Source organism: Achromobacter sp. HZ01 (assembly GCF_003267925.1).
GTDB lineage: Bacteria > Pseudomonadota > Gammaproteobacteria > Burkholderiales > Burkholderiaceae_B > Achromobacter > Achromobacter pulmonis_A.
Map to the genome: position 1 here is coordinate 1454129 of NZ_LWKV01000001.1, position 26085 is coordinate 1480213.

Here is a 26085-nt window from a genome sequence, read left to right on the forward strand (position 1 = left end):
CCATGACGTCCATTACCCAGTACACCTCGCCCATCCTGGAGCACTACCAGGAGATCGCTCTCATCACGGGAGAAATGCTTGCGGCCGCCCAGGTGGGCGACTGGGACGGAGCCATGCAACATGGCCAGCAGTACTGCGAACGGGTCGAGCGCCTGCGCCTGCTGGAATCCAGGACGCCGCTGGACGAATCCGGCCGCGCCATCAAGTACGACCTGCTGGTGCGCATCCTGGAAAACGACGCGCAGACGCGCGACCTGGCGTTGCCGCAGCTGGCGCGGCTGGGCGAACTGCTGGGCCGCATGAAGCGCCAGCAGACCCTGCTTTCCGCCTACGGCCACCAGGCGCCTGAAGAATGAGCGTAGGCCCCGCCGCACTCGGCAACGTCCTGGTGCAGCGGCTGGACGCCGTGCTCGGCACGACGATGTCCGCCGCCAACGCGAACCTGGCTTCCGGCGCGCGGCCGGACGCGGTCAGCCAGCCCGGCAGCCTGGACCGATCCGGCTCCGCCGACGGCTCGGCGCGCGATCCGCGCCAGGGCGTGCAAGGCGGCGGCGCCCGCGGCGAACGCCAGAATCCGGTCGTGGACGCCAAGACGGCCGCCGCGCTGGCCCTGGCGGCCCGCGGGCTGGTCACCAGCAGCGACACCACGGCCTCGGCCCCGACCACGCTGGGCACGACCGCGCGCACCATACTCGCCCTGCTGGCCCAATATCCCGAGGCCGCGCCCGCGCTGCAGGGTCGCGCGCCGCTGTGGACCGCCGGCGCGCCCGCCGGGCAGGCCAGCGGCCAGGCCCCGGGCGCACCTGCCCAGGCGCCCGCGGGCCAGCCGGCGCAACCCGCCCAAGCCGCCCCATCGGGACAGCCGGCGCCGCCCGCGGCCCAGGTTCCCGCTCCCGCCGCCGGCAAGCCCGAGCTGCCCGCCGTGCCAACCGCCGCGCTGCGCGGCGCCGATGCCGCGGTCCAGGCGCATGCGGCCGCCGCCCCCAGCGCGCGCGTGCTGGGCCAGGCCTTGCGCCAGGCGCTGCAGACCAGCGGCCTCTTCTATGAATCGCACTTGACCGACATGGTCTACGGCCGGACCTCTCCCGCGCAGTTGCGCGAAGAGCCGCAAGCCCGGCTGGACCCGAACGCGGCGGCGAACAGCACCGAGAACGCCCCGGCGCCGGCGCGTGCGCGCGGCGAAACGCCCGCCCCGGCGCGCGCCGGCGGCGCGGACCCCGCGTCCCCGGCCCCCGCCGGCGGCTCGTCCTCCGCGCCGGGCGCGCCCATCGCCGGCATCCACCAGGACCTCACCGTGCTGGTTCGCCAGCAGCTCGACGTGCTGGCCAACCAGGCGCTGGCCTGGCAGGGCGAGGCCTGGCCCGGCACGCCCATGGAATGGGAAGTCGAACGCGAGCCCTATGGCGGCGACCCCGAAGCTGCCACGTCCACCTGGGCCACCCGGGTGAAGCTGGACCTGCCGCGCCTGGGCCTGGTCGACGCCCGCCTGAACCTGGCCGGCGACCAGCTGGTGCTGCAGCTCGTCGCGCCTCACAGCGCGTCCGAACTCCAGGACGACTCGGACACGCTGCGTTCGCGCCTGCTGGCCGCGGGCCTGACCCTGAGCAATCTGTCGGTGAGCGTGGTCGAGCCGCGCCCCGTGATTCCGGCTGATATCTGATGCGCACGCCCGCCGATCCCGGCTCCAATCCCGATCCGAACGCCAACCGCAACGCCGCGGTCGCCATTTCCTACGAGGAAAAGGACGGCGCGCCGCGCGTGGTGGCCAAGGGCTACGGCCAGCTGGCCGACACCATCGTCCGCGCCGCGCGCGACAACGGCCTTTATGTCCACGAGTCGCGCGAACTCGTCGGCCTGCTGATGCAGGTGGACCTGGACGCCCAGATTCCGCCCCAACTCTACGTAGCAGTGGCAGAATTGCTGGCCTGGCTGTATCGCCTGGAATCGCGCGACATGCCCGAGACCGCGCCCACGGCCTGACCCTCAAATCAAGGACGATCATCGTGTTGGACGCCAGCGATCCGGAATTCCTGCTGACCCGCCCGGAAGACATGCGCGCAGCCCTGTTCGAGCTGACGCACCCCGACAGCCACATCCTGGTGCGCGACGCCGCGGATCGCGAAATCGCCGTGCTCATCCTCGGCGCGGACAAGCAGAGCCTGCAGTTCTTCTGGCGGCCGCGCGACTACGCCGGCGCCGATTTCCAGCAGTCCGACAGCATGGGCCTGTTGAGCGGCACCAATTTCTATTTCCACGCCACGGCCTACGGCGGCGTGCAGATCCGCTTCCGCGTGGCGCGGCCCGACGTGATCCAGTTCGACGACGGCAGCGCCGCCCTGGTGTCGCCGTTTCCCGAGCGCCTGGCCCGCATCCAGCGCCGCAAGATGTTCCGCGCCTCGCTGATCGCCAACGCCGCCATGTGCCATGCGAGCTGGCAGGCCGAACCCGGCAGGCCCGCCTGTCGCTTCACGGTGCGCGACATCTCCGTCGATGGCGTGGGCCTGCGCGCCGTCATGGAAGTCGGCGCCCTGCCCGCGCGCGGCACGGTGATGAAGAACGTGGAACTGGATTTCGGCCAGCTCGGCAAGATCAGCGCCGACCTGGAAGTGCGCAATGTGTATCCGGTGTCGGGACAGCCCATGGCGCAGGACGCCGACGGCGCCGCGCCGCGCCATGTGTCGCTGACCGGGGAACCGGCCGTCAGCCACCTGGGCGCCATGTTCCTGGACCTGAGCGCGCGCCAGGAGAACTGGCTGCAGCAGGTCGTGTGGCGCCTGGAGCGAGGCGCGCAGCGCACTTGAAACCGGGGCCGCCCGGCCCCGCGGAATCAGACGGACATCGAGGAGATTTCCTTGTAGGCCGCAACCAGCTTGTTGCGCACCTGCACCGCCGTCTGGAAGCCGATGCTGGCTTTCTGCATGTCGATGATGACGTCGTTGAGCGAGATGTCGGGCGCGCCCAGCTCGAAGGCCTTGGCCTGGGCCGTGGCCGCGTTCTGCGCGCCCGTGACGCGGCGGATGGAGCGCTGCAGCTCGGCGGCGAAGCCGTCCGGCTGGGCGACGCTTTCGCCGGCGGAGAGATTGCCGGTCTGCGCCTTGCTGACGACCGCGCGCATCTGCTGGAGCATGCTTTCGATGCCGGACAAGCCTGATACAGCCATTACTGGTTCCTTGCTGGTGGGGATTACGCCGAATATGCGCACAGCGTAACGCCGGACGCGCGCGGCCATAGCCCACAAGAAGCGCCAAAAACCCCGACATTTCCGCGAATGCGCCCGACTCGGTCCGGCGGCGCGGCCGGCCTGCGCGCCCGGCCGCCGACATAGGGGATAAGTAACGCCAAAAACCCGTCGTTTTCGACGATTGGGATTGCCGTCTCAGGGGCAATAATCCACGCTCTCCCCAGACCAGAAGCACGTTGCATGTGTAATCTGCCCTACCAAGACATGAAGCTCCATTCCCAGCTCCGCGTAGCCAGCGGGAGCCGTCGATGACCCAGCAGGCCACCCTGAGCTCGTCGCTGCTGACCCGGTTTCCCGTGCTGGAAAAGGTGCGCGCGCTGCCCAAGCCCCTCCTGCTCGGCGCGGCGGCCGGCCTCGTCGCAGTCGTCGTCGCCGTGGCGATGTGGAGCAGCGAGCCCAATTACAAAGTCCTGTTCTCCAACCTGGACGACCGCGACGGCGGCGCCATCGTGACGGCGCTGGGCGCGATGAACGTGCCCTACCGCTATAACGACGCCGGCACCGCCGTGCTGGTGCCGGCCGACCGCGTCTACGACGCCCGCCTGCAGCTGGCCTCGCAGGGGCTGCCGCGCGGCGGCAACGTCGGCTTCGAACTGATGGACAACGCCCGCTTCGGCGCCAGCCAGTTCGCCGAGCAGATCAACTACCAGCGCGGCCTCGAAGGCGAGCTGGCGCGCTCGATCGAAGCCATGCACACCGTGCAGCAGGCCCGCGTGCACCTGGCCATGCCGCGCCAGTCGCTGTTCGTGCGCGAGCGCCAGGCGCCCACCGCCTCGGTGCTGCTCAACGTCTACCCCGGCCGCAGCCTGAGCGACGCCCAGGTCTCCGCGATCTCCTGGCTGGTGGCCTCCAGCGTTCCCGAACTGACCGCCGAGAACGTCTCCATCGTCGACCAGAACGGCCGCCTGCTGTCGGCTCCGCTGGGCGAAGGCCGCGGCATGGACGCCGACCAGATGCGCTTCGTGCGCGAATTGGAACAGCGCACGGTCGAACGCATCCTCACCATCCTGAATCCGCTGGTCGGCCCGGGCAACGTGCACGCGCAGGCCAGCGCCGACGTCGACTTCGCGCGCCGCGAGGAAACCTCGGAGGTCTACCGCCCCAACCAGGAGCCCGGCCAGGCCGCCGTGCGCAGCCAGCAGACCAGCGACTCCACCCAGCGCGGCGTCAACCCCGCCCAGGGCGTGCCCGGCGCGCTGTCGAACCAGGCCCCGGCCAACGCCCAGGCGCCCATCGTCAACCCGCCCCAGCCGCAGCGTCCGGGCCAGCCGCCGCAGCAAGCGGCCAACGCCCAGGGCCAGGCGCAGGGCGCGCAGCAGACCGGCACGCAGACGGCCGCCGCCAACCTCAACGAACGCCGCGACGCGACCACCAACTACGAAGTCGATCGCACCATCAGCCACATCAAGCAGCCGGTGGGCATGCTCAAGCGCCTGTCGGTCGCCGTGGTCGTCAACTACATCCGCGACAAGGACGGCGAGCCGCAGGCCCTGCCGCCCGAAGAGCTCACCAAGCTCACCAACCTGGTGCGCGAAGCCATGGGCTACTCCGAAGCGCGCGGCGATTCGCTGAACCTGGTCAACAGCCAGTTCAACGACGGCCCGCCGCCGGTGCCGGTGTGGCGCGATCCGGAAATGATCGCCCTGTTCAAGACGATCCTGGCCTGGCTGGTCGGCGGCGTGCTGGCGCTGTGGCTGTACCGCGTGCTGCGCCGCACGGTGGGCAACTACCTGTACCCGCCGGTCGATCCCGAGCAGGCCGAGGCCGAACGCATCGAGGCGGCCCGCGAGGCCCAGGAAACGGCCCGCGCCAAGGAAGTCGACCGCTACCAGGACAACCTGCAGCGCGCCCGCACGATGGCCGAGAAAGACCCGCGCGCCGTCGCGATGGTGCTGCGCACTTGGATAAGCAAAGATGAAAAATGATTCCACGCCGCTCGACGGCATGACGCGCAGCGCCGTCCTGATGATGTCGCTGGGCGAGGACGCAGCCGCCGAAGTGTTCAAGTACCTCACCGCCCGTGAGGTCCAGCAGGTCGGCGCGGCCATGGCCACCCTCAAGCAGGTCACCCGCAACGACGTGGCCGTGGTGCTGGAAGAATTCCGCCAGGAGGCCGACCAATTCATGGCCGTCACGCTGGGCTCGGACGACTACATCCGCACCGTGCTGACCAAGGCGCTGGGCAGCGACCGCGCCGCCGGCCTGATCGAGGACATCCTGGAAGCCGGCGAAGGCGGCAGCGGCATCGACGCGCTGAACTGGCTGGACCCGACCACCGTGGCCGAACTCATCGGCGACGAGCATCCGCAGATCATCGCCACCATCCTGGTGCACCTGGAGCGCGACCGCGCCGCCGGCGTGCTGGCGCTGCTGACCGACCGCCTGCGCAACGACGTGATGCTGCGCATCGCCACCTTCGGCGGCGTGCAGCCCGCGGCCCTGTCGGAACTGACCGAGGTGCTGAATTCCGTGCTCGCCGGCCAGGGCGCCAAGCGCAGCAAGATGGGCGGCGTGCGCACCGCGGCCGAAATCCTGAACATGATGAACTCGGCCGAAGAGGAAACCGTGGTCGCCAGCCTGCGCGAGCGCGACAACGACCTGGCGCAGAAGATCATCGACGAGATGTTCGTGTTCGACAACCTGCTCGACGTCGAAGACCGCGCCATCCAGCTCATCCTCAAGGAAATCGACAACGACACCCTCATGGTCGCGCTCAAGGGCGCGCCCGAAGAGCTGCGCGCCAAGTTCCTGCGCAACATGTCCAGCCGCGCCGCCGAAATGCTGCGCGAGGACCTCGAGGCGCAGGGCCCGATCCGCATGTCCAAGGTCGAGGCCGAACAGAAGAAGATCCTGCAGATCGCGCGCCGCCTGGCCGAAAGCGGCCAGATCGTCCTGGGCAACCAGGGGGACGACACCTATGTCTGACGCGGACAGCCTCGCCGCTGCGCCGATCTCGCGCAGCGCCGCCTGGCGGCGCTGGCAGATGCTGTCGTTCGACGAGCCCGCGGCCGTCGAGGCCGAGCCCGAGCCGCAGCCCGATCCTGGCCCCGACCCCGAAGTCGTCATGGCGCAGCTGCGCGCCCAGGCGATGGCCGAGGGCCGCGAGGCCGGCCACGCCGAAGGCCATGCCGCCGGCCTGGAAGCCGGCCGCCAGGCGGGCTTCGAAGCCGGGCTGGCCGCCGGCCGCGAACAGGGCTACGCCGAAGGCCTGGCCCAGGCGCGCGAACAGGCCGCCGCCGAGGCGCAGCAGCTGCACGCGCTGATGCAGTCCTGCGCGGCCTCGCTCGGCGCGCTCGAGGAAAAAATGGGCCAGGGCCTGCTGACCCTGGCGCTGGACATCGCGCAGCAGGTCGTGCGCACCACGCTGGCCGAACAGCCCGAGGCCGTCGCCGCCGCCGTGCGCGAAGTGCTGCACATCAACCCCTCGGCCGGCGGCCAGATGCGGTTGTGGGCCAACCCGCAAGACATCGAACTCATCCGCCTGCACCTGGCCGACGAGCTGAAAGAAGGCCACTGGCGAGTGCTGGCCGACGAGTCCATCACGCGCGGCGGCTGCCGCGCCGAGACGCCGTTCGGCGACATCGACGCCACGCTGCAGACGCGCTGGCGCCGGGTCGCGGCCTCGCTCGGACGCAACGTGGCCTGGGAGGACCCGGCGTGAACGGCAAGCCGCAGCCTACGCCGGCCGCGCCGGTGATCGACCGCTGGCAGACCCAGCTGCAGATCGGCTCGATCCGCGCCGCCTCGACCGACCCCTGGCTGGTCAGCGGCAAGATCACGCGCGCCACCGGACTGGTGCTGCACGCCACCGGGCTGCGCCTGCCGGTGGGCGCGGCCGCGCGCATCGAAATCGCGCGCGGCCACGACCACTGGGCCGACGCCGAAGTCGTGGGCTTCGACGGCCACACGCTGTACCTGATGCCCCAGGCCGACATCTCCGGCCTGCCGCCCGGCGCCCGCGTGGTGCCCGGCGAGCCGCCGGTGCAGCGCCAGATTCCCCTGCCGCGCAAGGCCGAACTCAACGGCAACGCCAAGCCCCAGCTGGGCCGCCACCTGCCCGTGGGCAACGCGCTGCTGGGCCGGGTGCTCGACGGCGCCGGCCGGCCGCTGGACGGCCTGGGCCCGCTGACCGGCGCCGAACTCGCGCCGCTGTCGGCCCAGCCCATCAATCCCTTGTCGCGCGCGCCCATCGACACCGTGCTCGACACCGGCGTGCGCGCCATCAACGGCCTGCTCACGGTGGGCCGCGGCCAGCGCATGGGCCTGTTCGCCGGCTCCGGCGTGGGCAAGAGCGTGCTGCTGGGCATGATGGCCCGCTACACCAAGGCCGACGTGATCGTGGTGGGCCTGATCGGCGAGCGCGGCCGCGAAGTCAAGGAATTCATCGAACACAACCTGGGTCCGGAAGGCCTGGCCCGCTCGGTCGTGGTGGCCGCGCCGGCCGACGTGTCGGCGCTGCTGCGGCTGCAGGGCGCGGCCTACGCCACCCGGCTGGCCGAACACTTCCGCGACCAGGGCCTGGACGTGCTGCTCATCATGGACTCGCTGACCCGCTACGCCATGGCGCAGCGCGAGATCGCGCTGGCCATCGGCGAACCGCCGGCCACCAAGGGCTATCCGCCCTCGGTCTTCGCCAAGCTGCCCACGCTGGTCGAACGCGCCGGCATGGGCGCGCCCGGCCCGTCCGGCAAGGCCGGCTCCATCACGGCCTTCTATACCGTGCTGGCCGAAGGCGACGACCAGCAGGACCCCATCGCCGACTCGGCGCGCGCCATCCTGGACGGCCACGTGGTGCTGTCGCGCCACCTGGCCGAGGCCGGCCACTACCCCGCCATCGACATCGAGGCGTCGATCTCGCGCGCCATGACCGCGCTGATCCCGCCGGAACAGTTCGCCGTGGTGCGCCGCTTCAAGCAAACCCTGTCGCGCTACCAGCGCAACCGCGACCTGATCGCCGTGGGCGCCTACGCCGCCGGCAACGATCCGCAGCTCGACGACGCCATCGCCCGCTATCCGCGGCTGGAAGCCTTCCTGCAGCAGGACATCGGCGAAAACATCGGCTACGAAGACGCCATCGGCCAGTTGCGCGCAACCTTCGAGATGAGAGCGACCTATGCCTAGCCAACTGCCCCTGGACATGCTCATCGACCTGGCCAAGGAAAGCACGGACGAAGCCGCCCGCCTGCTGGGCCGGCTCAACGCCGAGCGCGGCAACGCCGAGCGCCAGCTCGGCATGCTGCACGACTACCGCCAGGACTACCTGACGCGCCTGCAGCAGGCGATGGTCAGCGGCATGTCGGCCAGCGACTGCCACAACTACCAGCGCTTCATCGGCACCCTGGACGACGCCATCGGCCAGCAGCAGGCGGTACTGCGCCAGGCCGACGAAAACCTGGCCAAGGGCCGCCAGCACTGGCAGCAGGAAAAGCGCAAGCTCAACTCCTACGACGCGCTGGCCCAGCGCGAAGTCCGCGCCCGGGCGGTGGCCGAATCGCGCCGCGAACAGCGCGCCAACGACGAATACTCGGCCCGCCTGGTCCAGCGCCAGGCCGGCATGCATTAAGCGATATCCCACAGGAAGCCCCAGATGAACGCTCCCCTGCCCCTGCCCTCCGTCGCGCCCGGCGCCAAGGCCTCGATCGCCGATGCGCTCGGCGCCCGGCCGACTCCCGCCAACCAGAAGGGCCCCAGCTTTTCCGAAGTGATGGCGCGCCAGCGCTCCGACCAGGAAGCTGGCTCGCGCCCCGCCGAGAGCCAGTCCAAGCCGCCGGCCAAGACGCCGGCCCGGAACCCGAACCCGGCCGAGCCCGCCGCGCATGCGGAAAACGCCGCCGCCGGCGCCATCGACGAAGCGGTGCAGACCGCCGCGCAGGGCGAGGCCGGCGCGCTGGCCGTTGCCGCGCAGACGAGCGTGGTGTTGCCGCAGCAGGCGCTGGAAATCGCCGCCCAGGCCGCGCAACAGGTGCAGCTGGCGCGCGGCGACGCCGCGGCCGCCGCCAGCGCCATGGGCGCCGGCGCGGCCGTGCTGACCTCGGCGCTGGGCGCCGCGGACGCCGCCCTGGTCATGGGCGCGCCGGTCGGGGCCAGCGCCCAGCAGGCCCAGGCCGCCGCCGCGCAGATCGCGCGCGACGCCGAGGCGGCGCTGCCGGTGCTGACCGCCGCGGCCAAGCCCGGCAGCGCGCAGCAGGCGGCTCCGGCCGTTCCGGCAGCCATCCAGGCGCCGGCAGGCCGCCCCGCCGCGCCGCGCATGGAAACGCCGCGCCTGGCGCCCGAGGCCGTGCTGCCCCAGGCCGCCCGCCAGCCGCAAGACGACGCCGCCCAGGCCCAGACGCCGCTGCGCGACGAAGCGCAGGCCGCCATCGCCGCGGCCGACCCGCAGTTCCAGGCGCCGCAAGCTGGCGCCGCGCCCCACGAAGGCGTGGCCCAGGCCCTGGCCGCCGCCCAGCGTCCTGCCGCGCCCATCGCCAACCCCGCCGCCTTCGCCGCGCCCGCCATACCGCTGGTGATGCAGGTCGCCACCCCCGTGGGCGGCACGCACTGGGGCACCGAGCTCGGCCAGCAGATGGTCGTGATGAGCCACAACGTCCGCCAGGGCGTGCAGACCGCCGAACTGCGGCTCGATCCCCCCGACCTGGGCCCGCTGCGCGTCAGCCTGAACCTGGCCGACGGCGTGGCCAGCGCCTCGTTCGTGTCGGCCCATGCCTCCGTGCGCCACGCGGTCGAAGCCGCCATGCCGCAACTGCAGCAGGCGCTGGCCCAGGCCGGCATCTCGCTGGGCCAGACCAGCGTGGGCGAACAGTCCGCCCAGCAGGAGTTCGCGCAGCAAGGCGGCAACGGCTCGCAGCGCGGCGCGGGCGGCGCCGCCGCGGGCGCCGTGGCGGTGGCCGATGCGCCCGCCGCGGCCCTGCCGGCGCGCAACGCCAATGCGCTGGTCGACACCTTCGCCTGAACTGCCGGCGGCCCGCCGCCGGCAAGGCTGGGGGGCAGTGCAGCAATAGCTTGAGATACGCGGCTTTCGCCCTGTTTTTCGCCCCCAAGCCGGGGCGGCATTTGGGGCAGAATGCTTTCATCCACTAAGAACCCGTTTTCATCAGCGGCAAAATAAGCTTCGACACCGAGATGGCGACTACCAAAACCACACCCATGCCTGCGCGCGGCGCATCTACCCCCCGCCCGGGCGGCCTGGGCCGCATCCTGCGTCCGCTGCTGGCGCTACTGGTCCTGCTGCTCGTGGCCGCGGCCAGCGCCGGCGCCACCTGGTACATCTCCCAACGCCTGCAGCAGCAAGGCGCCGCGCCGGTCCAGCTGGGCGTCGGCCAGGTTCCCGCGGGCCAGCCCGGCCAGCCCGGAGCCGCCGGCCATGCCGGGCAAGGCCCGCAGGCCACGCCGGCCAACTTCGTCGCGCCGCCGGCCGCGCCCATCGCCGTGCCCGCCCCGATCTTCGTGCCGCTCGAACCCTTTACCGTCACGCTGCAGAACCCGGACACCGAACGCATCATGCACGTCGGCCTGACCCTGCGCGTCAGCGACGAGCAAAGCCGCAGCCGGCTCGAAAAGTACATGCCCGAAGTGCGCAGCCGCATCCTGATGGTGCTGTCTTCGCAATCGCCCGTCGGCGTCCAGACGCAGCAGGGCAAGACCGACATGGCCGAAGCCATCAAGCAGAGCGTCAACCGCCCGTTCTCGCCCCTGCCTGACGGCCAGTACGTCACCGACGTGCTCTTCACGGCGTTCGTGGTGCAATAAGCATGGCCTACGAGGCATTTCTTTCGCAGGACGAAGTCGACGCGCTGCTCGCCGGGGTCACCGGCGAAAGCGACGACAAGACCCAGGCGGCCGGCCAGAACGCCGGCGCGCGCGCCTACGACCTGAGCTCGCCCGAGCGCGTCGTGCGCCGCCGCATGCAGACCCTGGAGCTCATCAACGAGCGCTTCGCCCGCCAGATGCGCAGCGTGCTGCTGAACTTCATGCGCCGCAGCGCCGACATCACCGTCGGCTCCATCAAGATCCAGAAGTACGCGGACTTCGAACGCAACCTGCCGGTGCCCAGCAACCTGAACATGGTCCAGATGAAGCCGCTGCGCGGCACGGCCCTGTTCACGTACGACCCGAACCTGGTGTTCCTGGTCATCGACAGCCTGTTCGGCGGCGACGGCCGCTACCACACCCGCGTCGAGGGCCGCGACTTCACCACCACCGAACAGCGCATCATCCGGCGCCTGCTCAACCTGACCCTGGAAAGCTACGGCAAGTCCTGGGACCCGGTCTACCCGATCGAATTCGAGTACGTGCGCTCGGAGATGCACACCAAGTTCGCCAGCATCACCGGCAACAACGAAGTGGTGGTCGTCACCTCCTTCCACATCGAATTCGGCGCCACCGGCGGCGACCTGAACATCTGCCTGCCCTATTCCATGATCGAGCCGGTGCGCGACCTGCTCACGCGCCCGCTGCAGGAAACCACGCTGGACGAAGTGGACCAGCGCTGGTCGCAGCAGCTCTCGCGCCAGGTGCGCAGCGCCGACATCGACGTGGTCGCGGAATTCGCCCGCATCCCGTCGTCGATCCGCGAGCTGATGCACCTGAAGGTCGGCGACGTGCTGCCGGTGGAAGTGCCCGAAACCGTCATCGCCAGCGTCGACGGCGTACCGCTGATGGAATGCGGCTACGGCGTCTTCAACGGCCGCTACGCCCTGCGCGTGCAAAACATGTTTACCCACGATACAGAACCCAACGAGGCCTCTGACCATGACTGACAAGAACGAGCCCGGCACCGGCTCGTCCCCGGCCGACGACTGGGCCGACGCGCTCGCCGAACAATCCCGCGCCACCCCGCCCACGCAGGCCGACGGCCTCAAGCCGCAGGACGACTGGGCCGCCGCGATGGCCGAACAGGCCGCCGCGGCGCCGGCTCCGGCCGCCGCTCCCGCGCCTGCGCCCGCCGCCGCCCCCGCGGCCGCGCCGGCCGCGCAATCCGCCGCGCACTCGGTGTTCAAGCCGCTGGCCGGCGCCAGCGGCGGCACGGGCACCGACATCGACCTGATCATGGACGTGCCCGTCCAGCTCACGGTAGAACTGGGCCGCACCCGCCTGACCATCAAGAACCTGCTCCAGCTGGGCCAGGGCTCGGTGGTCGAGCTCGACGGCCTGGCCGGCGAACCGATGGACATCTTCGTCAACGGCTACCTGATCGCCCAGGGCGAAGTGGTGGTGGTCGAGGACAAGTACGGCATCCGCCTGACCGACATCATCACCCCGTCCGAGCGGATCAACCGCTTGAACAACCGCCGCTGATTCTGGCGCCATGACCGAAGCCGCCCTCGCCCGCGTCATTCTCGGCCTGCTGCTGGTGGTGGCCGCCATCCTGGCCGCGGCCTGGCTGGCGCGCCGCGCCGGCCTGGCCCAGCGCGGCGGCGGCAACCTGCTGCGCCAGGTCGCCAGCCTGCCGGTGGGTCCGCGCCAGAGCATTGTGGTCGTCGAAATCGAAAACACCTGGCTGGTGGTGGGCGTAGGCCCGAACCAGCTCAATACCCTGCATACCCTGCCCGCCGGCCAGTTGCCGCAGGCATCGCCCCTGCCCGCGGCCGCGTTCGCGGCCAAGCTGGGCCAGGCGCTCAAGCGCCGCTAGCGCTCTCGCGCGCGACACGCCATACCCATGAGTTTGCCCTCCCGCACGCCTCTCGCCCGCGCCCGCATGCTTGCGCCGTCCCTGCTCGGGGCGGCCGCGCTGCTCGGCCTGGCCCTGTTCCCGGCGGGCGTCGTCGCCCAGGCCACGCTGCCCGCCCTGACGGCCACGCCCGGCCCTAACGGCTCCGAGACCTATTCGCTCAGCATGCAGACCCTGCTGCTGATGACCTCGCTGTCGTTCCTGCCGGCGGCCCTGCTCATGATGACGGGCTTCACCCGCATCATCATCGTGCTGGGCCTGCTGCGCAGCGCCATGGGCACCGCCATGTCGCCGCCCAACCACGTGCTGATCGGCCTGGCCCTGTTCCTGACCTTCTACACGATGTCGCCGGTGTTCGACAAAATCTACACCGACGCCTACAAACCGCTGTCCGAAGGCTCCATCCAGTTCGAGGCCGCGGTCGAACGCGCCGCCGCGCCGCTGCGCACTTTCATGCTGCACCAGACGCGCGAGAACGACCTGTCGCTGTTCGCCAACCTGGCCAATCAGCCCGCCATGGAAGACCCGGCCCAGGTGCCGATGCGCATCCTGGTGCCGGCCTTCATCACCAGCGAACTCAAGACCGCCTTCCAGATCGGCTTCACCATCTTCATCCCGTTCCTCATCATCGACCTGGTGATCGCCAGCGTGCTGATGGCGCTGGGCATGATGATGGTGCCCCCGGTCACGGTGGCGCTGCCCTTCAAGCTCATGCTCTTCGTGCTGGCCGACGGCTGGAACCTGCTCATGGGCTCGCTGGCCCAGAGCTTCTACCAATAACGCCGCAAGGAGCCGCCATGACCGCCGAAACCGTCATGACCATGACCTACCAGGCGATGAAAATCGTCCTGGCCATGGCCGGCCCGCTGCTGCTGGTCACGCTGGTCGTGGGTCTGGTCATCAGCATCTTCCAGGCCGCCACGCAGATCAACGAAATGACGCTGTCGTTCATTCCGAAGCTGCTGGCCATGTGCGGCGTGCTGGTGCTGCTGGGCCCCTGGCTGATCGGCGTGATGGTCGACTACATCCGGCAACTGATCGGCCAGATCCCCATGCTGGTGTCCTGAGCGGCCGGCAATCGCAGACCCGCCGCAACAGCGCCCCGCCATGATCGCCTTCACGCTCGAACAGCTCAACGGCTGGATCGGCCAGTTCCTCTGGCCGTTCGTGCGCATCCTGGCCCTGGTCGGCACCGCCCCGCTGTTCTCGGAATCGCTCATCCCCATCAAGGTCAAGGTGGGCCTGGCCTTCGTCCTCGCCGTCGCGGTCGGCCCGGCCCTGGACCCCATGCCCCCGGTCTCGCCGGGCTCCTACGCCGGCCTCTGGATGGTGATGCAGCAGGTCCTGATCGGCGTCGCGCTGGGCTTCACCATGCGCCTGGTGTTCGCCGCCGTCCAGACCGCCGGCGAATTCGTCGGCCTGCAGATGGGCCTGTCCTTCGCCTCGTTCTTCGACCCCGGCTCCGGCGCCAACACGGCCGTGCTCTCGCGCCTGTTCAACATCATCGCCATGCTGACCTTCCTGGCGCTGGACGGCCACCTCCTGGTCCTGGCCGCGCTGGTGCGCTCATTCGACACCCTGCCCATCGCCATGATCCAGCTGCACCAGAACGGCTGGGGCGTGATCGTCGAATGGGGCAAGACCGTGTTCATTTCCGGCCTGCTCCTGGCCCTGCCGCTCATCTGCGCCCTGCTCACCATCAACCTGGCCATGGGCATCCTCAACCGCGCCGCCCAACAGCTGTCGGTCTTCTCCATCGGCTTCCCGGTCACCCTGATCGTGGGCGTCACCGTCCTGACCGTGGTCCTGCCGCACGCCGGCCCGTTCCTGGAATCCCTGTTCGAATCCGGCCTGACCGCCATGAGCCGCGTCGCCGACGCCCTGGCGGGCAAGTAGGCAAAGACAACATCGCGGCCGGAACGCCAAGCGCTCCGGCCGCGAACGGCGTCATCGACAGCTACTGGTGCCCGGTAAGGCGAAAAACCCGGATCGTATCCCGCAGCGCCGCCGACTGCCCGCCCAGCTCTCGCACGGCTCCCCCCAGCTCCTGCACCAGCTCCGTGTTCTGCGCCGTCATCACGTCCATCTGCGACACCGCCGTATCCACCTGCTCGATCCCGCTGGACTGCTCCTGCGACGCCCGCGCGATCCCGGCGATGATATCGGTCACCCGATGCACGGCCGCCACGATTTCCTGCATCGTCGCGCCCGCCTGCTCGGCCTGCTGCGACCCCTCGGTCACGCGGTCCGCGGAATCCTCGATCAGCCCCTTGATCTCCTTGGCGGCCTGCGCGCTCTTCTGCGCCAGCGTGCGCACCTCGCCCGCCACCACCGCGAACCCCTTGCCAGACTCGCCGGCCCGCGCCGCCTCGACCGCCGCGTTCAGCGCCAGGATATTCGTCTGGAACGCAATCCCTTCGATGATGCTCACGATATCGGCGATCCGGCGCGAACTGTCCGAAATCCCGTGCATCGTCTCCACCACCTGGCCCACCGCGACTCCGCCGCGCCGCGCCACGTCCATGCTGCTCGCGGCCAGCTCATTGGCCTGCCGCGCATTGTCGGCGTTCTGCCGCACCGTGGCGGTCAGCTGCGCCATGCTCGTCGCGGTCTGCTGCAGGGACGCCGCCTGGCCCTCCGTGCGGCCGGCCAGCTCCTGATTGCCGCGCGCGATATGCGAGGCCGCCTGCGTCGTACCCTCGATGCCGCGGTACACATCCTGCGCAATCCCGATCAGGCTCTTGCGCATCACGTCGAGCGAAAACATCAGGCTGCCGATCTCGTCATCCGATTCCGGCACGATCTGCGTCGTGAGGTTCCCCGCCGCCACCTGCCGCGCCATGTTGGCCGCATCCACCATCGGATCCAGCACGAACCGCGACAGACGCCAGCTCATTGCGAACAGCGCCAGCACGCCGGCGCCCAAGGCGGCGCACGCCAGCCCCACCTGCTGCGCATCCATGCGTTCCCAACCGGCATACATCCCATAGGCCCCCGCCGCCGTCACGATGCCCGCCGACAGCAGCGCATGGCGCAGCATGCGGCTGCGCACGCATTGCCTGAACGGAAACGCCAGCGCGTCCAGGCCGCGCCGCCAGCCGGCCCGCACCGGACGCCCGCGCCGGATGCGCACGCCGCGGGCCGTGCCCTCGCGCATGCGCGCATACAGCTCCTCGGCCATCTGGATCTGCTCTTCCGAGGCCTGCACCCGCACCGACGAATAAGCCACCACCTCGCCGTGCTCGACGATGGGCGTGGCGTTGGCCAGCACCCAATAGAAACCGCCGTCCTTGCGCCGGTTCTTGACCAGGCCCAGCCACGAGCCGCCGGCCTGCAGCGTGGCCCACAGGTCCTCGTAGGCTTGCGGCGGCATGTCCGGGTGGCGCACGATGTTGTGGGCCTTGCCGATCAGTTCCTCGCGCGAAAAGCCGCTCACCTCGATAAAGGCCGGATTCGCATACACGATCCGGCCTTTGGTGTCGGTGCGCGAGATCAGGTACTGATCGGCGCGCAGCTTGGTTTCCACGTTATGGACGGGTAAATTGACACGCACAGCTTGCCTCCGGTTTCGTCAAAGAACAGCAAATGAACAACGGCGGACAAAGTGGACCTGACGCCCCGCGTATACGTTTCCGCCCGGTTCGTAAGGCCAGGCGCACGCTGGTGCGTGACGGCCGTCGAACACTTCATTGCCCGATTCGGGCGCTATTTTTTTCGTTAACGGTCATATTTTCGAAAACTTAACCGTCAATAACCCGTTGGCGGAAAAAACGAAAACCGCGGCCGCGCTTGTGCGCGGCCGCGGTTCTTTGTTCAAGCCCCGGGCGTCAGGCCTGAGTCAGCGTGGGCGCGGCATAGCCGCTCAACTGGTGCGCCGGCACCTCGATCACTTCGCCGGCGTTGATCTTGAACACCGCCACGGCTTCGGCCAGACGCTGCGCCTGTTCCTGCAGCGAACCGGCCGCGGCCGCCGCTTCTTCGACCAGCGCCGCGTTCTGCTGCGTCACCTCGTCCATCTGCGACACCGCGCGGTTGACCTGGTCGATGCCGCTGGATTGCTCTTCGGACGCCGCCGAGATCTCGCCCATGATGTCGGTCACGCGCTTGACCGAGGCCACGATCTCCTGCATGGTCGCGCCGGCGCGTTCCACCTGCTGCGAACCGGCGCCCACCTTGGCGACCGAATCCTCGATCAGGCCCTTGATCTCCTTGGCGGCCTGCGCGCTGCGCTGGGCCAGCGAACGGACTTCGCCCGCCACCACCGCGAAACCCTTGCCCTGTTCGCCGGCGCGCGCGGCTTCCACCGCGGCGTTGAGCGCCAGGATGTTGGTCTGGAACGCGATGCCGTCGATCACGGACACGATTTCCGAGATCTTGCGCGAGCTGGCGGAAATGCCCTGCATCGTGCCCACCACTTCGGACACCGCGGAGCCGCCGCGCTCGGCCACGTCGGACGCGCTGGCCGCCAGCTGGTTGGCCTGGCGCGCGTTGTCGGCGTTCTGCTTGACCGTCGAGGCCAGCTCTTCCATGGACGCCGCGGTTTCCTCCAGCGAGGCGGCCTGCTCTTCCGTACGGCTGGACAGGTCGGTGTTGCCCGCCGAGATCTCGCGCGACCCCACGGTGATCTCGTCCACGCCGCGGCGCACCGAGGCCACGGTGCGCGTCAGGCTTTCCTGCATGCGCTTGAGCGCCGCGAACAGCTGGCCAATTTCATTGTGCGAACGCACCTCGACGCGGCTGGTCAGGTCGCCCGAAGCGATCTTGTCGAAATGCTGGCCGGCTTCCACCAGCGGGCGGACCACCAGGCGGCCGAACAGCACGCGGGCCAGCACCATCAGCACCAGCGCCAGCGCGACCGCCACGCCCACCGCCATCATGGCGCGGTTGAAGTTGGCCTCGGCCTGTTCGATCAGGGCGTTCTGCTGGTCATTGATGTACTTGCCGAATTCGCTGAGCGCCGCGATGAAGGCGGCGCTGCGCGGCGTGCCGTATTCGTTGTTCACCATGTAGAACGTCGAATAGTCTTCGCTGCGCAGGGCCTCGACCATGGTGTCCACGCCGTCGTCGATGTACGAGCGATAGCGCCGCACCAGATTCATGGACAGCTGGCGGCCGGTGTCGTCCTGCAGCATGTTCTTCTGGAACTCCGCGAAGCTGCTGCGCACGCCGGTCAGCAGGTCGGTGGCGTCCTTGAGCGAGGCCGCGGCGTCGCGCGCCGAATTCTCGCCGCTGCCCCAGCCGGACTCCTGCAGGTGGCGCGCGGCCACCATCAGCCCCACGCGGGCGCGCAGCATGTCGCTATTGATCACCTCGACCTGACGCGCCCTTTCGGTCAGGCCGTTGATCTCGCGGATCGATTCGTAGTTGTGCTGCAGGAAGTACGCGGCCAGACCGCCCACCGCCGCGATCAGCACGGCGAAGAACGCCATGACCCACAGCAGCATCGTGCCCACGCGCGCATCGCGCAGGCGCAGCTTCTTCTTCACCTTGGGCGCGCGCGCCTTTCTTTTGCCTGCCTTGCCGGACTTGATACCGGATTCGAGACTCGCTTCCATATTATTTCCCCATGCCTCCAGGAACTGCATGATCAAACAAAAAGCACCCTGTTGACATGCCCTGTTACACAGGGCATGCATTCAGGGCGACGGACATCGCGGTCTGCGCCGCGACGCTCTGTGCCGCCCGGCGGAGTTACCCGCCTTGCGGCCGCGATCCGGCCGATTCTCCCGGACCGGGTATGTAGATGTAGGACTCTCCGGGCTCGACCTTGGGCAGCGCCCAGTCCGGCAGCGGCTCGGACGCGGGCGCCGGCCCCAGCAGATTGCGGCGCTCCCAGGGTTCGAGCAGGATATTGGTGCTGTCCACGAGGTTCGCCAGCCGGCCGTCAGGGCCGAAGCGCAGCAGCGCTTCCTTGCGGCCGTACAGGCCGTCGGTGACGACCGTGACCTTGTACGACCAGAGCGCCAGCAGGCTGCCGTCGGGCTGCGGATAGATCTTGTCGGGCGCGGCGCCCAGCGCGTGCGTGGCATCCGCAAGCGTGGAACGGCCCGGGTTCAGGCTGGACAGCCCGTCCGGGTCGAAATTGCGTCCGGTCGCCGTGCAACCGGCGAGCGTGGCGGCCAGGACAGCCGCCGCAAGTAGGTGTAGATAGGCTCGCATACCCGCCTGTCAGAAAGATTCCCAGTCGTCGTCCGCGGGCGGCGTCCGCCGGCTGGCCGGTGGCCTGCTCGCGGGCCTGCCTTCGGCCGCCGCGCTGGCCGCGGGCCGGCGCGGACCGCGCGTGGCCGTGGCGCCTTCCGCGGCAGCCGCGGCCGGCGCGGGCGCGGCCGGCTTGGCGGCGGCGGCGCGGACGCGAGGCGCATGCGTCAGGCGCGCGGCAGGCGCCGCCTGGGCGGGCGTCTCCGCTTGCGCCGCGGGCGCTTCGGGCGCCGGCGCGGCCACGCGCGGCGCGGGCCGTGCGTGCGCCAGTTGCTGGGCCGGCACTTCGATCACTTCGCCGGCGTTGATCTTGAACACCGCCACGGCTTCGGCCAGACGCTGCGCCTGGTCCTGCAGCGAGCCGGCGGCCGCCGCGGCCTCTTCGACCAGCGCCGCGTTCTGCTGCGTCACCTCGTCCATCTGCGACACCGCGCGGTTGACCTGATCGATGCCGCTGGATTGCTCCTCGGACGCCGCCGAGATCTCGCCCATGATGTCGGTCACGCGCTTGACCGAGGCCACGATCTCCTGCATGGTCGCGCCCGCGCGTTCCACCTGCTGCGAACCGGCGCCCACCTTGCTGACCGAATCCTCGATCAAGCCCTTGATTTCCTTGGCCGCCTGGGCGCTGCGCTGCGCCAGCGCGCGCACCTCGCCCGCCACCACGGCAAAGCCCTTGCCCTGTTCGCCGGCGCGCGCCGCTTCCACCGCGGCGTTCAGCGCCAGGATGTTGGTCTGGAACGCGATGCCGTCGATCACCGACACGATTTCCGAAATCTTGCGCGAGCTGGCCGAAATCTGCTCCATCGTGCCCACCACTTCGGACACCGCGGAGCCGCCGCGCTCGGCCACGTCGGACGCGCTGGCCGCCAGCTGGTTGGCCTGGCGCGCGTTGTCGGCGTTCTGCTTGACCGTCGAAGCCAGCTGCTCCATGGAGGCGGCGGTTTCTTCCAGCGAAGCCGCCTGCTGCTCGGTGCGGCTGGACAGGTCCGTGTTGCCCGCCGAAATCTCGCGCGAGCCCACGTTGATCTCGTCCACCCCGCGACGCACCGCCGCCACCGTGCGCGTCAGGCTTTCCTGCATGCGCTTGACCGCCGCCATCAGCGTGCCGATTTCGTTGGTGGAGGTAGCATCCACCCGCACGGTCAGGTCGCCCGCGGCGATCTTGTCGAAGCTCTCGCTGACCGAGCGCAAGGGGCGCAGCACCGCCCGGTTGATGAACAGGAACGCGGCCAGCCACACCGCGAGGATCAGCACCGCCAGCACGGGGTAGACGATGGCCATGGTCGCCGACTGGGACCGCGCCGCCTCCACCGCCGCCACGCTATAGGCGTTGATGTTCTCCATGAACGCGGCCAGGCGTTGGGAAAATGCCTGGCTGGCGGCCGCGCCGGTGGTGTTCTTCTCTTTGAGATAGGCCTCCATGTCGCCGCGCTCCAGGGCCACCACCATGGCCTGCAGCGCATCGGCGAAGCGCTGGAACGAGGACAGCAGTTCGGACTCGGCGGCCTTGCCCTGCTCGGTAACCTTGGGAATGGCCTTGAAGGCCTCCATCTTGGTCCTGGCCTCGGCCAGTTGCTGCTTCAGGGTGCGCGTGTTCTCGGCCACGCCGGCGGTATCGCCGGCATTGCGCAATCCCACCACGATATCGGCGCGTATCGTGCCGCGCAGCATCAGCGCATAGGCGTCCTTGAGCAGATCCGCCTGCTGGACGCCCAGCGTATTGAGGGCGTTGATCGACTCGCTGCTCGATCGCATGCTGTTCCAACCCAGCACGATCGCGGCAAGCGCGGCCAGGGCGACCACCAGTTGGGCCAGCATGAGGCCCGTGCGCACCTTCAGATTGCTAAACACTTCGATATATTCCGGTAAGCGCCCCGGCGGCGACGCCGCCGATGCGAAAAGTGAAATAACAGGTCAAAGCAGCAACGGATTACGCCGTCAGAAAGACTCCCAATCGTCGTCCGACGGCGGCGGCCGGCGGGCGGCGGGCTTGGCGTCGGTGGCGTTCGCCGTCCGGCTGGCCGCGCGCCGCGGCGCCCGGGCGGCCGACATGGCCGGTTTGGCCGGTTTGGCCGCCGCCGGCCGGGCCGGCCTGGATGCGGCGGGTTTGGGTTCTGCCTGCGCCGGCGCAGCCAGCTTGGGCGCGGGCGCCTCGGCCTGCTGCGCGGGCGCCTCGGCCGCCTCGGCATGGTCGCCGGCGGCCGGCCGCGGCGCCGGCATGCGCGGCGCGCTGCGTTCGCGCGCCAACTGCTGGGCCGGCACTTCGATCACTTCGCCGGCGTTGATCTTGAACACCGACACGGCTTCGGCCAGGCGCTGCGCCTGTTCCTGCAGCGAACCGGCCGCGGCCGCCGCTTCTTCGACCAGCGCCGCGTTCTGCTGCGTCACCTCGTCCATCTGCGACACCGCGCGGTTGACCTGATCGATGCCGCTGGACTGCTCCTCGGACGCCGCCGAGATCTCGCCCATGATGTCGGTCACGCGCTTGACCGAGGCCACGATCTCCTGCATGGTCGCGCCGGCGCGTTCCACCTGCTGCGAACCGGCGCCGACCTTGCTGACCGAATCCTCGATCAAGCCCTTGATTTCCTTGGCCGCCTGGGCGCTGCGCTGCGCCAGCGCGCGCACCTCGCCCGCCACCACGGCAAAGCCCTTGCCCTGCTCGCCGGCGCGCGCGGCTTCCACCGCCGCGTTCAGCGCCAGGATGTTGGTCTGGAACGCAATGCCGTCGATCACCGACACGATTTCGGAAATCTTGCGCGAGCTGGCCGAAATCTGCTCCATGGTGCCGACCACTTCCGACACCGCCGCGCCGCCGCGCTCGGCCACTTCGGACGCGCTGGCCGCCAGCTGGTTGGCCTGGCGCGCGTTGTCGGCGTTCTGCTTGACCGTCGAAGCCAGCTCTTCCATGGACGCCGCGGTTTCTTCCAGCGAGGCGGCCTGCTCTTCCGTGCGGCTGGACAGGTCGGTGTTGCCCGCCGAGATCTCGCGCGAGCCCACGTTGATCTCGTCCACGCCACGGCGCACCGAGGCCACCGTGCGCGTCAGGCTTTCCTGCATGCGCTTGATCGCGGCGAACAGCTGGCCGATTTCGTTGCTGCTGCGGACTTCGACGCGGCCGGTGAAGTCGCCGCCGGCGATCTTCTCGAAATGATTGCCGGCCTCGCGCAGCGGACGCAGCACCGTGCGGTTGATGAAAACCCAACAGCCCAGGGACAGCGCCAGCGCGATCGCCAGCAGGACGATGGTGACGACGCGCGCGGCCGCGTGTTCGGCCTCGGCCTCTTCCACCAGCTTGTCGGTGGACTTGTCCACGAAGTCCTGGACCGCACCCACCGCTTCGCGCAGCGCCGTGTTGGCGGCGCCGCCGGCGTCGTTGAGGTCCAGGAATGTCTGCACCTCCATCGCCGCCAAGGCCGCGGCCTGGCGCTTGGAGATGTCGTCGAACTGCCGGAAGGCGGCGTCCAGCTTGGCGTTGAGCGCCTCGGCGCCCGGCATGGCCGGCGCCTTGCGGTAGGCCTCCAGCGCCTTGGCGCCCTCCTGCATCTGGACCTGCGCGCGCTGCGCCTGGGAGCCCGCCTGCTCGGTCTTGCCCTGCTGCATGTCCAGCAGGGAGTTCGCCAGCAGCAGCCGGCCGCGCAGCAGCAAGGTGTAGGCGCGGTCGAGCTGCAGGGCTTGCGTGGAATAGGCGCTATTGACCTGCACCATCTTCTGGTTGCTCGAATCCAGCCCCAGCCACGCCACGCCGTTGGAGATGAACATGGCCGCCGTGAACAGCAGCAGCACTAGGATGATGCAGGTGCGGACTTTCAGATTGACAAGCATGGGACTTCCGAGTGTTGAGCTACATGAACCGACTGTTTCCTACCCTGCACATGAACGCGGACGCCCCGGCCCAGGCCGGCGGCGTCCGCGTGCACGCTATGGCGCGCCCAGAGGCGCGCGTTGCGCTACGCCGCGGCGTCAATTGCGGCTGAACAGGCTCGAACCCTGGATGGTCATGAAGGCCGCCGAGGCCGCCTGCAGCGCCACCTGGCGCAACGCGAGCTGGCTGGCGCCCTGGTAATAATCCAGGTCTTCCAGGTCCGACAGCGATTTGGCGTACGACAGTCCTTTCTGCGTGCCGCTCGCATCCAGGGCTTCCAGCTCGTTCATGCGCGCGCCCACGGAAGCGTTCACCGTCAGCACGTTGTCGTAGTTGGAAGCCAGTTTCTTGTTGGCCGTGGCCAGCGCGTTGTTCAGCCTGGCCGTCGCCACCGGGTCGCCGGCGCTGGGCGCGTCCAGCGCCGCGATCAGGTTGTCCAGGGTGGCGAACACGTCCATGTCGGCCGACTGGACGTTCTCGACCTCGATCACGTCGCCGACGGCCGGCGTGCCCTTGATCGAGGTGGACACGCCGCCGAAATCGATGGTCGCGCCGTCCACGTAAGGGGTCGGCGGCTGCGAGGGGTCGGGCACCACCTGCTCGGTGCCGTCGGCCGCCGTCGCGGTGACGCGGTAGCCCAGTTCGCCGGTAGCGTTATCGGTCACGAACTCGACCGAATACTTCCGGGCCAGGTTCGCGCTGCCCGGGGTCACCGAGACCGAGCCGAACTCCGCCGTGCCGGCGTTGTCCTGGCCAGCCGAGGCCACATAGGCCTGCGAGCCGGGGTTGGCGCGGCCGAAGATGTCCTTGCCCAGGTCACTGGTGGAAATCTGGCGGCTCTGGTCGACCTGCACGGTGCGCTCGCCGACCGAGCCGCTATAGGAAATCTTGCCCGAGGTGTCCTTGGCGTAGGGCGCCTTGGTGCCGTCGTTGCCCGAGAACAGGTACTGGCCGTTGCCGTCGGTGGCGTTGGCCAGCCCCAGCAGCGCCTCGCGCGTGCTCTTGAGCGCGGTGGAAAGCGCCTGCCGGTCGCTGTCGGACAGCACGCCGCCGGCCTGGATGATGCGGGTACGGGCCTCTTGCAGCGCATTGGTGACCGCGTCCAGGGTGTTGCTTTCCTGGCCCAGATTGGTGTTGGCGGTCTGGCGGTTCATGGCGTAGGCCGCGTTCATGCTTTGCGTCTGCGCCACGCCGATGGCCAGCGAGGCCGCCAGCGGGTCGTCGGCCGGGGTCAGGTTCTTGCGGCCGCTGCCGATCTGCTCGACCAGCCGATTCATGTCGGATTCCTGGCCCAGAATTCCGTTCAGGCCGTTGGTGTACATCATCGAGGTGCTCAGGCGCATGGCGCAACTCCGAAAATCTGTTTATTCATCACAACCAAGCGCTCAACCGCGCAGGCCCAGCAAGGTGTCGAATATGGTGCTGGCCACGTCGATGATGCGGGCGCTGGCCTGGTACTGTTCCTGGTACAGCGACAGGCTGACGTATTCCTCGTTCAGGTTCACGCCCGACACCGCCTGCTGGGCGGCCGTGGCCTGCTTGATCAGGTTGCCCTGCGCGGTGGCGGCGGCCTTGATCTGCGCGGTCTGCACGCCCACGGTGTTGACCACCTGGGCGAACATGTCGGTGGTGCTCATGGTGCCGTGGCCCAGCACCTTGGCGTTTTCCAGCTGGGCGAGCTTGAGCGCATTCTTGCCGTTGGCGTCGCCGCCCTCGGCGTCGGCCGCGGCGATCTTTTCCGGATCGCGGATCAGCACTTCGATGTCGCGGGCCGCGTCGCGGGTGGGCGACAGCGTCCATTTGTCGCCGGCGCGCGGCGGCTCGCTGATGGTCAGCGTCACGCCCATTTCCTTTTCCAGGTTGAGCGTGGGCGGCGTGCCGCTGGCCGGGCCGTTATAGACCTGCGTGCCTTCCGGCTGGCGCAGTACCCGGTAATTCGCGCCGTCGAACGAGATCTCGTAGTCCTTGGCGTTGATGTTGTCCAGGTTCGTGAATTTTCCCGAGATCTGGGCGTTGCTCTTGTTCTGGGCGTTGGGCACGCCCTGCGGATCGCTGATGCCGAAGAAGTCGCCGCCGGGGTTGCCGTTCTGGTCCAGGCCCTGACGGTGCTGCGCGTTGAACGACAGCGCCAGCCCGACCGCCATCTGGCCCAGCTGGTTCTGCATCACGTCCAGCGACTGGCTGCGGAACTGCAGCAGGCCGCCCAGCTTGCCGCCGGTGACTTCGCTGTCGTCGAGTTCGACGGCGACCGTCTTGCCCGCGCCGGCCGGCAGGGTATAGGCCAGCACCGTGCGGCCGGCGTCCTTGGACGAGGCCACGGCCTGCAGGGGATAGATGGTGTTGCCCGACAGCAGCGCCTGGCCGCCGTTGGCCAGCGAAATATTGATCTTGTCGCCCTGCTGGTACGTGGTGATGCCGACCAGCTGGTTCAGCTCCATCACGGCCAGGTCGCGCTGGTCCAGCAGGTCGTTCGGGGGGCTGCCGCCGGCCTTGCCCGAAGCCAGCGAAATCTGGGTGTTCAGGTCGTCGATGCGGGCCAGGTAGCTGTTGACCTGCTCCACCGTGGTGGTGATCTGCGTATTCAGCCCGACGCGCTGGTTCTGCATCTCGGTGTAGGCCGAACGGATCTGCGTGGCCAGGCTGTTGGCCTTGCCCAGCAGGTCGGCGCGCGCGGCCGGATCGCCCGGCTTGCTGGCGACCATGTTCATGCTGGTGAAGAAGTTGTTCAGCCCCGGCGCGATGCCGACGGTGCGGTCGGCGAACAGGTTGTTGATCTGCGAGACCTGGTCGAACTGGGCCTGCAGCTGTGCGCCGCTGCCCTGCGCGCCGACGAGCTGGCGGTACAGGAAGCTGTCGTAGCTGCGCACGACGGTGTCGACCTGCACGCCGCGGCCGATGAAGCCGTTGCTGGTGGCCTGGGCGCCGGCCGTGGAGGTCATGACGCGCTGGCGGTTGTAGCCGGCCGTGGTGGCATTGTTGATGTTGTGGCTGGTGGTGGCCAAACCTGCCTGGGCTGCGTTCAGCCCGCCCAACGCCGAGTTATACAAATTCATACTGACAATGCCCCGTGTTTAACCGCAACCGATATGTCTGGATACTCCATTAACGGCA

25 protein-coding genes are annotated in these 26085 nt (G+C 69.2%); 17 read left to right on the forward strand and 8 right to left on the reverse strand.

Annotated features, from left to right (window positions below; genetic code table 11):
- Positions 1–2 precede the first annotated feature (2 nt).
- From A6B37_RS06790 to A6B37_RS06805, 4 genes are read left to right on the forward strand one after another with little or no spacing between them, the layout of a single operon-like run.
- Complete coding sequence (locus A6B37_RS06790) at positions 3–356, forward strand: flagellar protein FliT (RefSeq protein WP_102770929.1); 354 nt, start codon at positions 3–5, stop codon at positions 354–356.
- The gene (locus A6B37_RS06795) at positions 353–1660 is read left to right on the forward strand and encodes a flagellar hook-length control protein FliK (RefSeq protein ID WP_111825278.1); all 1308 of its coding nucleotides are present in this window, start codon (positions 353–355) and stop codon (positions 1658–1660) included. The genes A6B37_RS06790 and A6B37_RS06795 overlap by 4 nt, the downstream gene beginning before the upstream one ends.
- Complete coding sequence (locus A6B37_RS06800) at positions 1660–1980, forward strand: EscU/YscU/HrcU family type III secretion system export apparatus switch protein (RefSeq protein ID WP_111825279.1); 321 nt, start codon at positions 1660–1662, stop codon at positions 1978–1980. The genes A6B37_RS06795 and A6B37_RS06800 overlap by 1 nt, the downstream gene beginning before the upstream one ends.
- A gap of 23 nt (positions 1981–2003) precedes the next feature.
- Positions 2004–2801 (forward strand): flagellar brake protein, encoded by a 798-nt coding sequence (locus A6B37_RS06805; protein WP_246842390.1) that lies wholly within the window; start codon positions 2004–2006, stop codon positions 2799–2801.
- Positions 2802–2827: 26 nt separating this feature from the next.
- Here A6B37_RS06805 and fliE read toward each other — a convergent pair whose 3' ends face one another.
- Positions 2828–3160, reverse strand: coding sequence for a flagellar hook-basal body complex protein FliE (gene fliE / locus A6B37_RS06810; protein ID WP_102770924.1), 333 nt, complete (start codon positions 3158–3160; stop codon positions 2828–2830).
- Positions 3161–3489: 329 nt separating this feature from the next.
- Between fliE and fliF the strand changes: the two genes are divergently transcribed.
- The 13 genes from fliF to fliR all read left to right on the forward strand — a co-directional run bounded on the left by fliF (position 3490) and on the right by fliR (position 14804).
- Entirely contained in the window at positions 3490–5166 is a 1677-nt protein-coding gene (gene fliF / locus A6B37_RS06815; RefSeq protein ID WP_102770923.1) for a flagellar basal-body MS-ring/collar protein FliF, read from the forward strand.
- Positions 5156–6166, forward strand: a complete 1011-nt coding sequence (fliG, locus tag A6B37_RS06820; protein ID WP_102770922.1) for a flagellar motor switch protein FliG — start codon at positions 5156–5158, stop codon at positions 6164–6166. The genes fliF and fliG overlap by 11 nt, the downstream gene beginning before the upstream one ends.
- On the forward strand, positions 6159–6902 hold the full coding sequence (gene fliH, locus A6B37_RS06825; RefSeq protein ID WP_102770921.1) for a flagellar assembly protein FliH: 744 nt from the start codon (positions 6159–6161) through the stop codon (positions 6900–6902). Before fliG ends, fliH begins: the two co-directional genes overlap by 8 nt.
- On the forward strand, positions 6899–8362 hold the full coding sequence (fliI, locus tag A6B37_RS06830) for a flagellar protein export ATPase FliI (protein WP_111825281.1): 1464 nt from the start codon (positions 6899–6901) through the stop codon (positions 8360–8362). Before fliH ends, fliI begins: the two co-directional genes overlap by 4 nt.
- Complete coding sequence (gene fliJ, locus A6B37_RS06835) at positions 8355–8804, forward strand: flagellar export protein FliJ (protein ID WP_111825282.1); 450 nt, start codon at positions 8355–8357, stop codon at positions 8802–8804. The genes fliI and fliJ overlap by 8 nt, the downstream gene beginning before the upstream one ends.
- A 24-nt stretch (positions 8805–8828) precedes the next feature.
- The gene (locus A6B37_RS06840) at positions 8829–10190 is read left to right on the forward strand and encodes a flagellar hook-length control protein FliK (RefSeq protein WP_111825283.1); all 1362 of its coding nucleotides are present in this window, start codon (positions 8829–8831) and stop codon (positions 10188–10190) included.
- 170 nt (positions 10191–10360) lie between these two features.
- Positions 10361–10987: a flagellar basal body-associated protein FliL gene (gene fliL, locus A6B37_RS06845; protein WP_168202123.1), complete on the forward strand. Its 627-nt coding sequence runs from the start codon at positions 10361–10363 to the stop codon at positions 10985–10987.
- Positions 10988–10989: 2 nt separating this feature from the next.
- On the forward strand, positions 10990–11997 hold the full coding sequence (fliM, locus tag A6B37_RS06850; RefSeq protein WP_102770916.1) for a flagellar motor switch protein FliM: 1008 nt from the start codon (positions 10990–10992) through the stop codon (positions 11995–11997).
- Positions 11990–12535, forward strand: coding sequence for a flagellar motor switch protein FliN (gene fliN, locus A6B37_RS06855; protein ID WP_102770915.1), 546 nt, complete (start codon positions 11990–11992; stop codon positions 12533–12535). The genes fliM and fliN overlap by 8 nt, the downstream gene beginning before the upstream one ends.
- A gap of 10 nt (positions 12536–12545) precedes the next feature.
- Positions 12546–12869 carry a flagellar biosynthetic protein FliO gene (gene fliO, locus A6B37_RS06860; protein WP_102770914.1) on the forward strand — a complete coding sequence of 108 codons (324 nt, stop codon included), beginning with the start codon at positions 12546–12548 and terminating at the stop codon, positions 12867–12869.
- 66 nt (positions 12870–12935) lie between these two features.
- Positions 12936–13688: a flagellar type III secretion system pore protein FliP gene (fliP, locus tag A6B37_RS06865; RefSeq protein ID WP_111825284.1), complete on the forward strand. Its 753-nt coding sequence runs from the start codon at positions 12936–12938 to the stop codon at positions 13686–13688.
- 17 nt (positions 13689–13705) lie between these two features.
- Positions 13706–13975: a flagellar biosynthesis protein FliQ gene (gene fliQ / locus A6B37_RS06870; protein WP_008163193.1), complete on the forward strand. Its 270-nt coding sequence runs from the start codon at positions 13706–13708 to the stop codon at positions 13973–13975.
- A 40-nt stretch (positions 13976–14015) separates the two neighbouring features.
- Positions 14016–14804: a flagellar biosynthetic protein FliR gene (fliR, locus tag A6B37_RS06875; protein WP_102770912.1), complete on the forward strand. Its 789-nt coding sequence runs from the start codon at positions 14016–14018 to the stop codon at positions 14802–14804.
- Between the two features lie 61 nt (positions 14805–14865).
- On the opposite strand, the gene A6B37_RS06880 is transcribed toward fliR, so the two are convergent.
- The 7 genes from A6B37_RS06880 to flgK all read right to left on the reverse strand — a co-directional run bounded on the left by A6B37_RS06880 (position 14866) and on the right by flgK (position 26027).
- Complete coding sequence (locus tag A6B37_RS06880; protein ID WP_111825285.1) at positions 14866–16461, reverse strand: PAS domain-containing methyl-accepting chemotaxis protein; 1596 nt, start codon at positions 16459–16461, stop codon at positions 14866–14868.
- A gap of 274 nt (positions 16462–16735) precedes the next feature.
- Complete coding sequence (locus A6B37_RS06885) at positions 16736–18463, reverse strand: methyl-accepting chemotaxis protein (RefSeq protein ID WP_146196857.1); 1728 nt, start codon at positions 18461–18463, stop codon at positions 16736–16738.
- 136 nt (positions 18464–18599) lie between these two features.
- Positions 18600–19067: a hypothetical protein gene (locus A6B37_RS06890; protein ID WP_111825286.1), complete on the reverse strand. Its 468-nt coding sequence runs from the start codon at positions 19065–19067 to the stop codon at positions 18600–18602.
- A 9-nt stretch (positions 19068–19076) separates the two neighbouring features.
- Positions 19077–20960, reverse strand: coding sequence for a methyl-accepting chemotaxis protein (locus A6B37_RS06895; protein ID WP_111825287.1), 1884 nt, complete (start codon positions 20958–20960; stop codon positions 19077–19079).
- A gap of 87 nt (positions 20961–21047) precedes the next feature.
- Entirely contained in the window at positions 21048–22934 is a 1887-nt protein-coding gene (locus tag A6B37_RS06900) for a methyl-accepting chemotaxis protein (protein ID WP_111825288.1), read from the reverse strand.
- A 138-nt stretch (positions 22935–23072) separates the two neighbouring features.
- Entirely contained in the window at positions 23073–24317 is a 1245-nt protein-coding gene (gene flgL, locus A6B37_RS06905; RefSeq protein ID WP_111825289.1) for a flagellar hook-associated protein FlgL, read from the reverse strand.
- A 42-nt stretch (positions 24318–24359) separates the two neighbouring features.
- On the reverse strand, positions 24360–26027 hold the full coding sequence (gene flgK / locus A6B37_RS06910) for a flagellar hook-associated protein FlgK (protein WP_102770908.1): 1668 nt from the start codon (positions 26025–26027) through the stop codon (positions 24360–24362).
- Between the last annotated feature and the right edge of the window lie 58 nt (positions 26028–26085).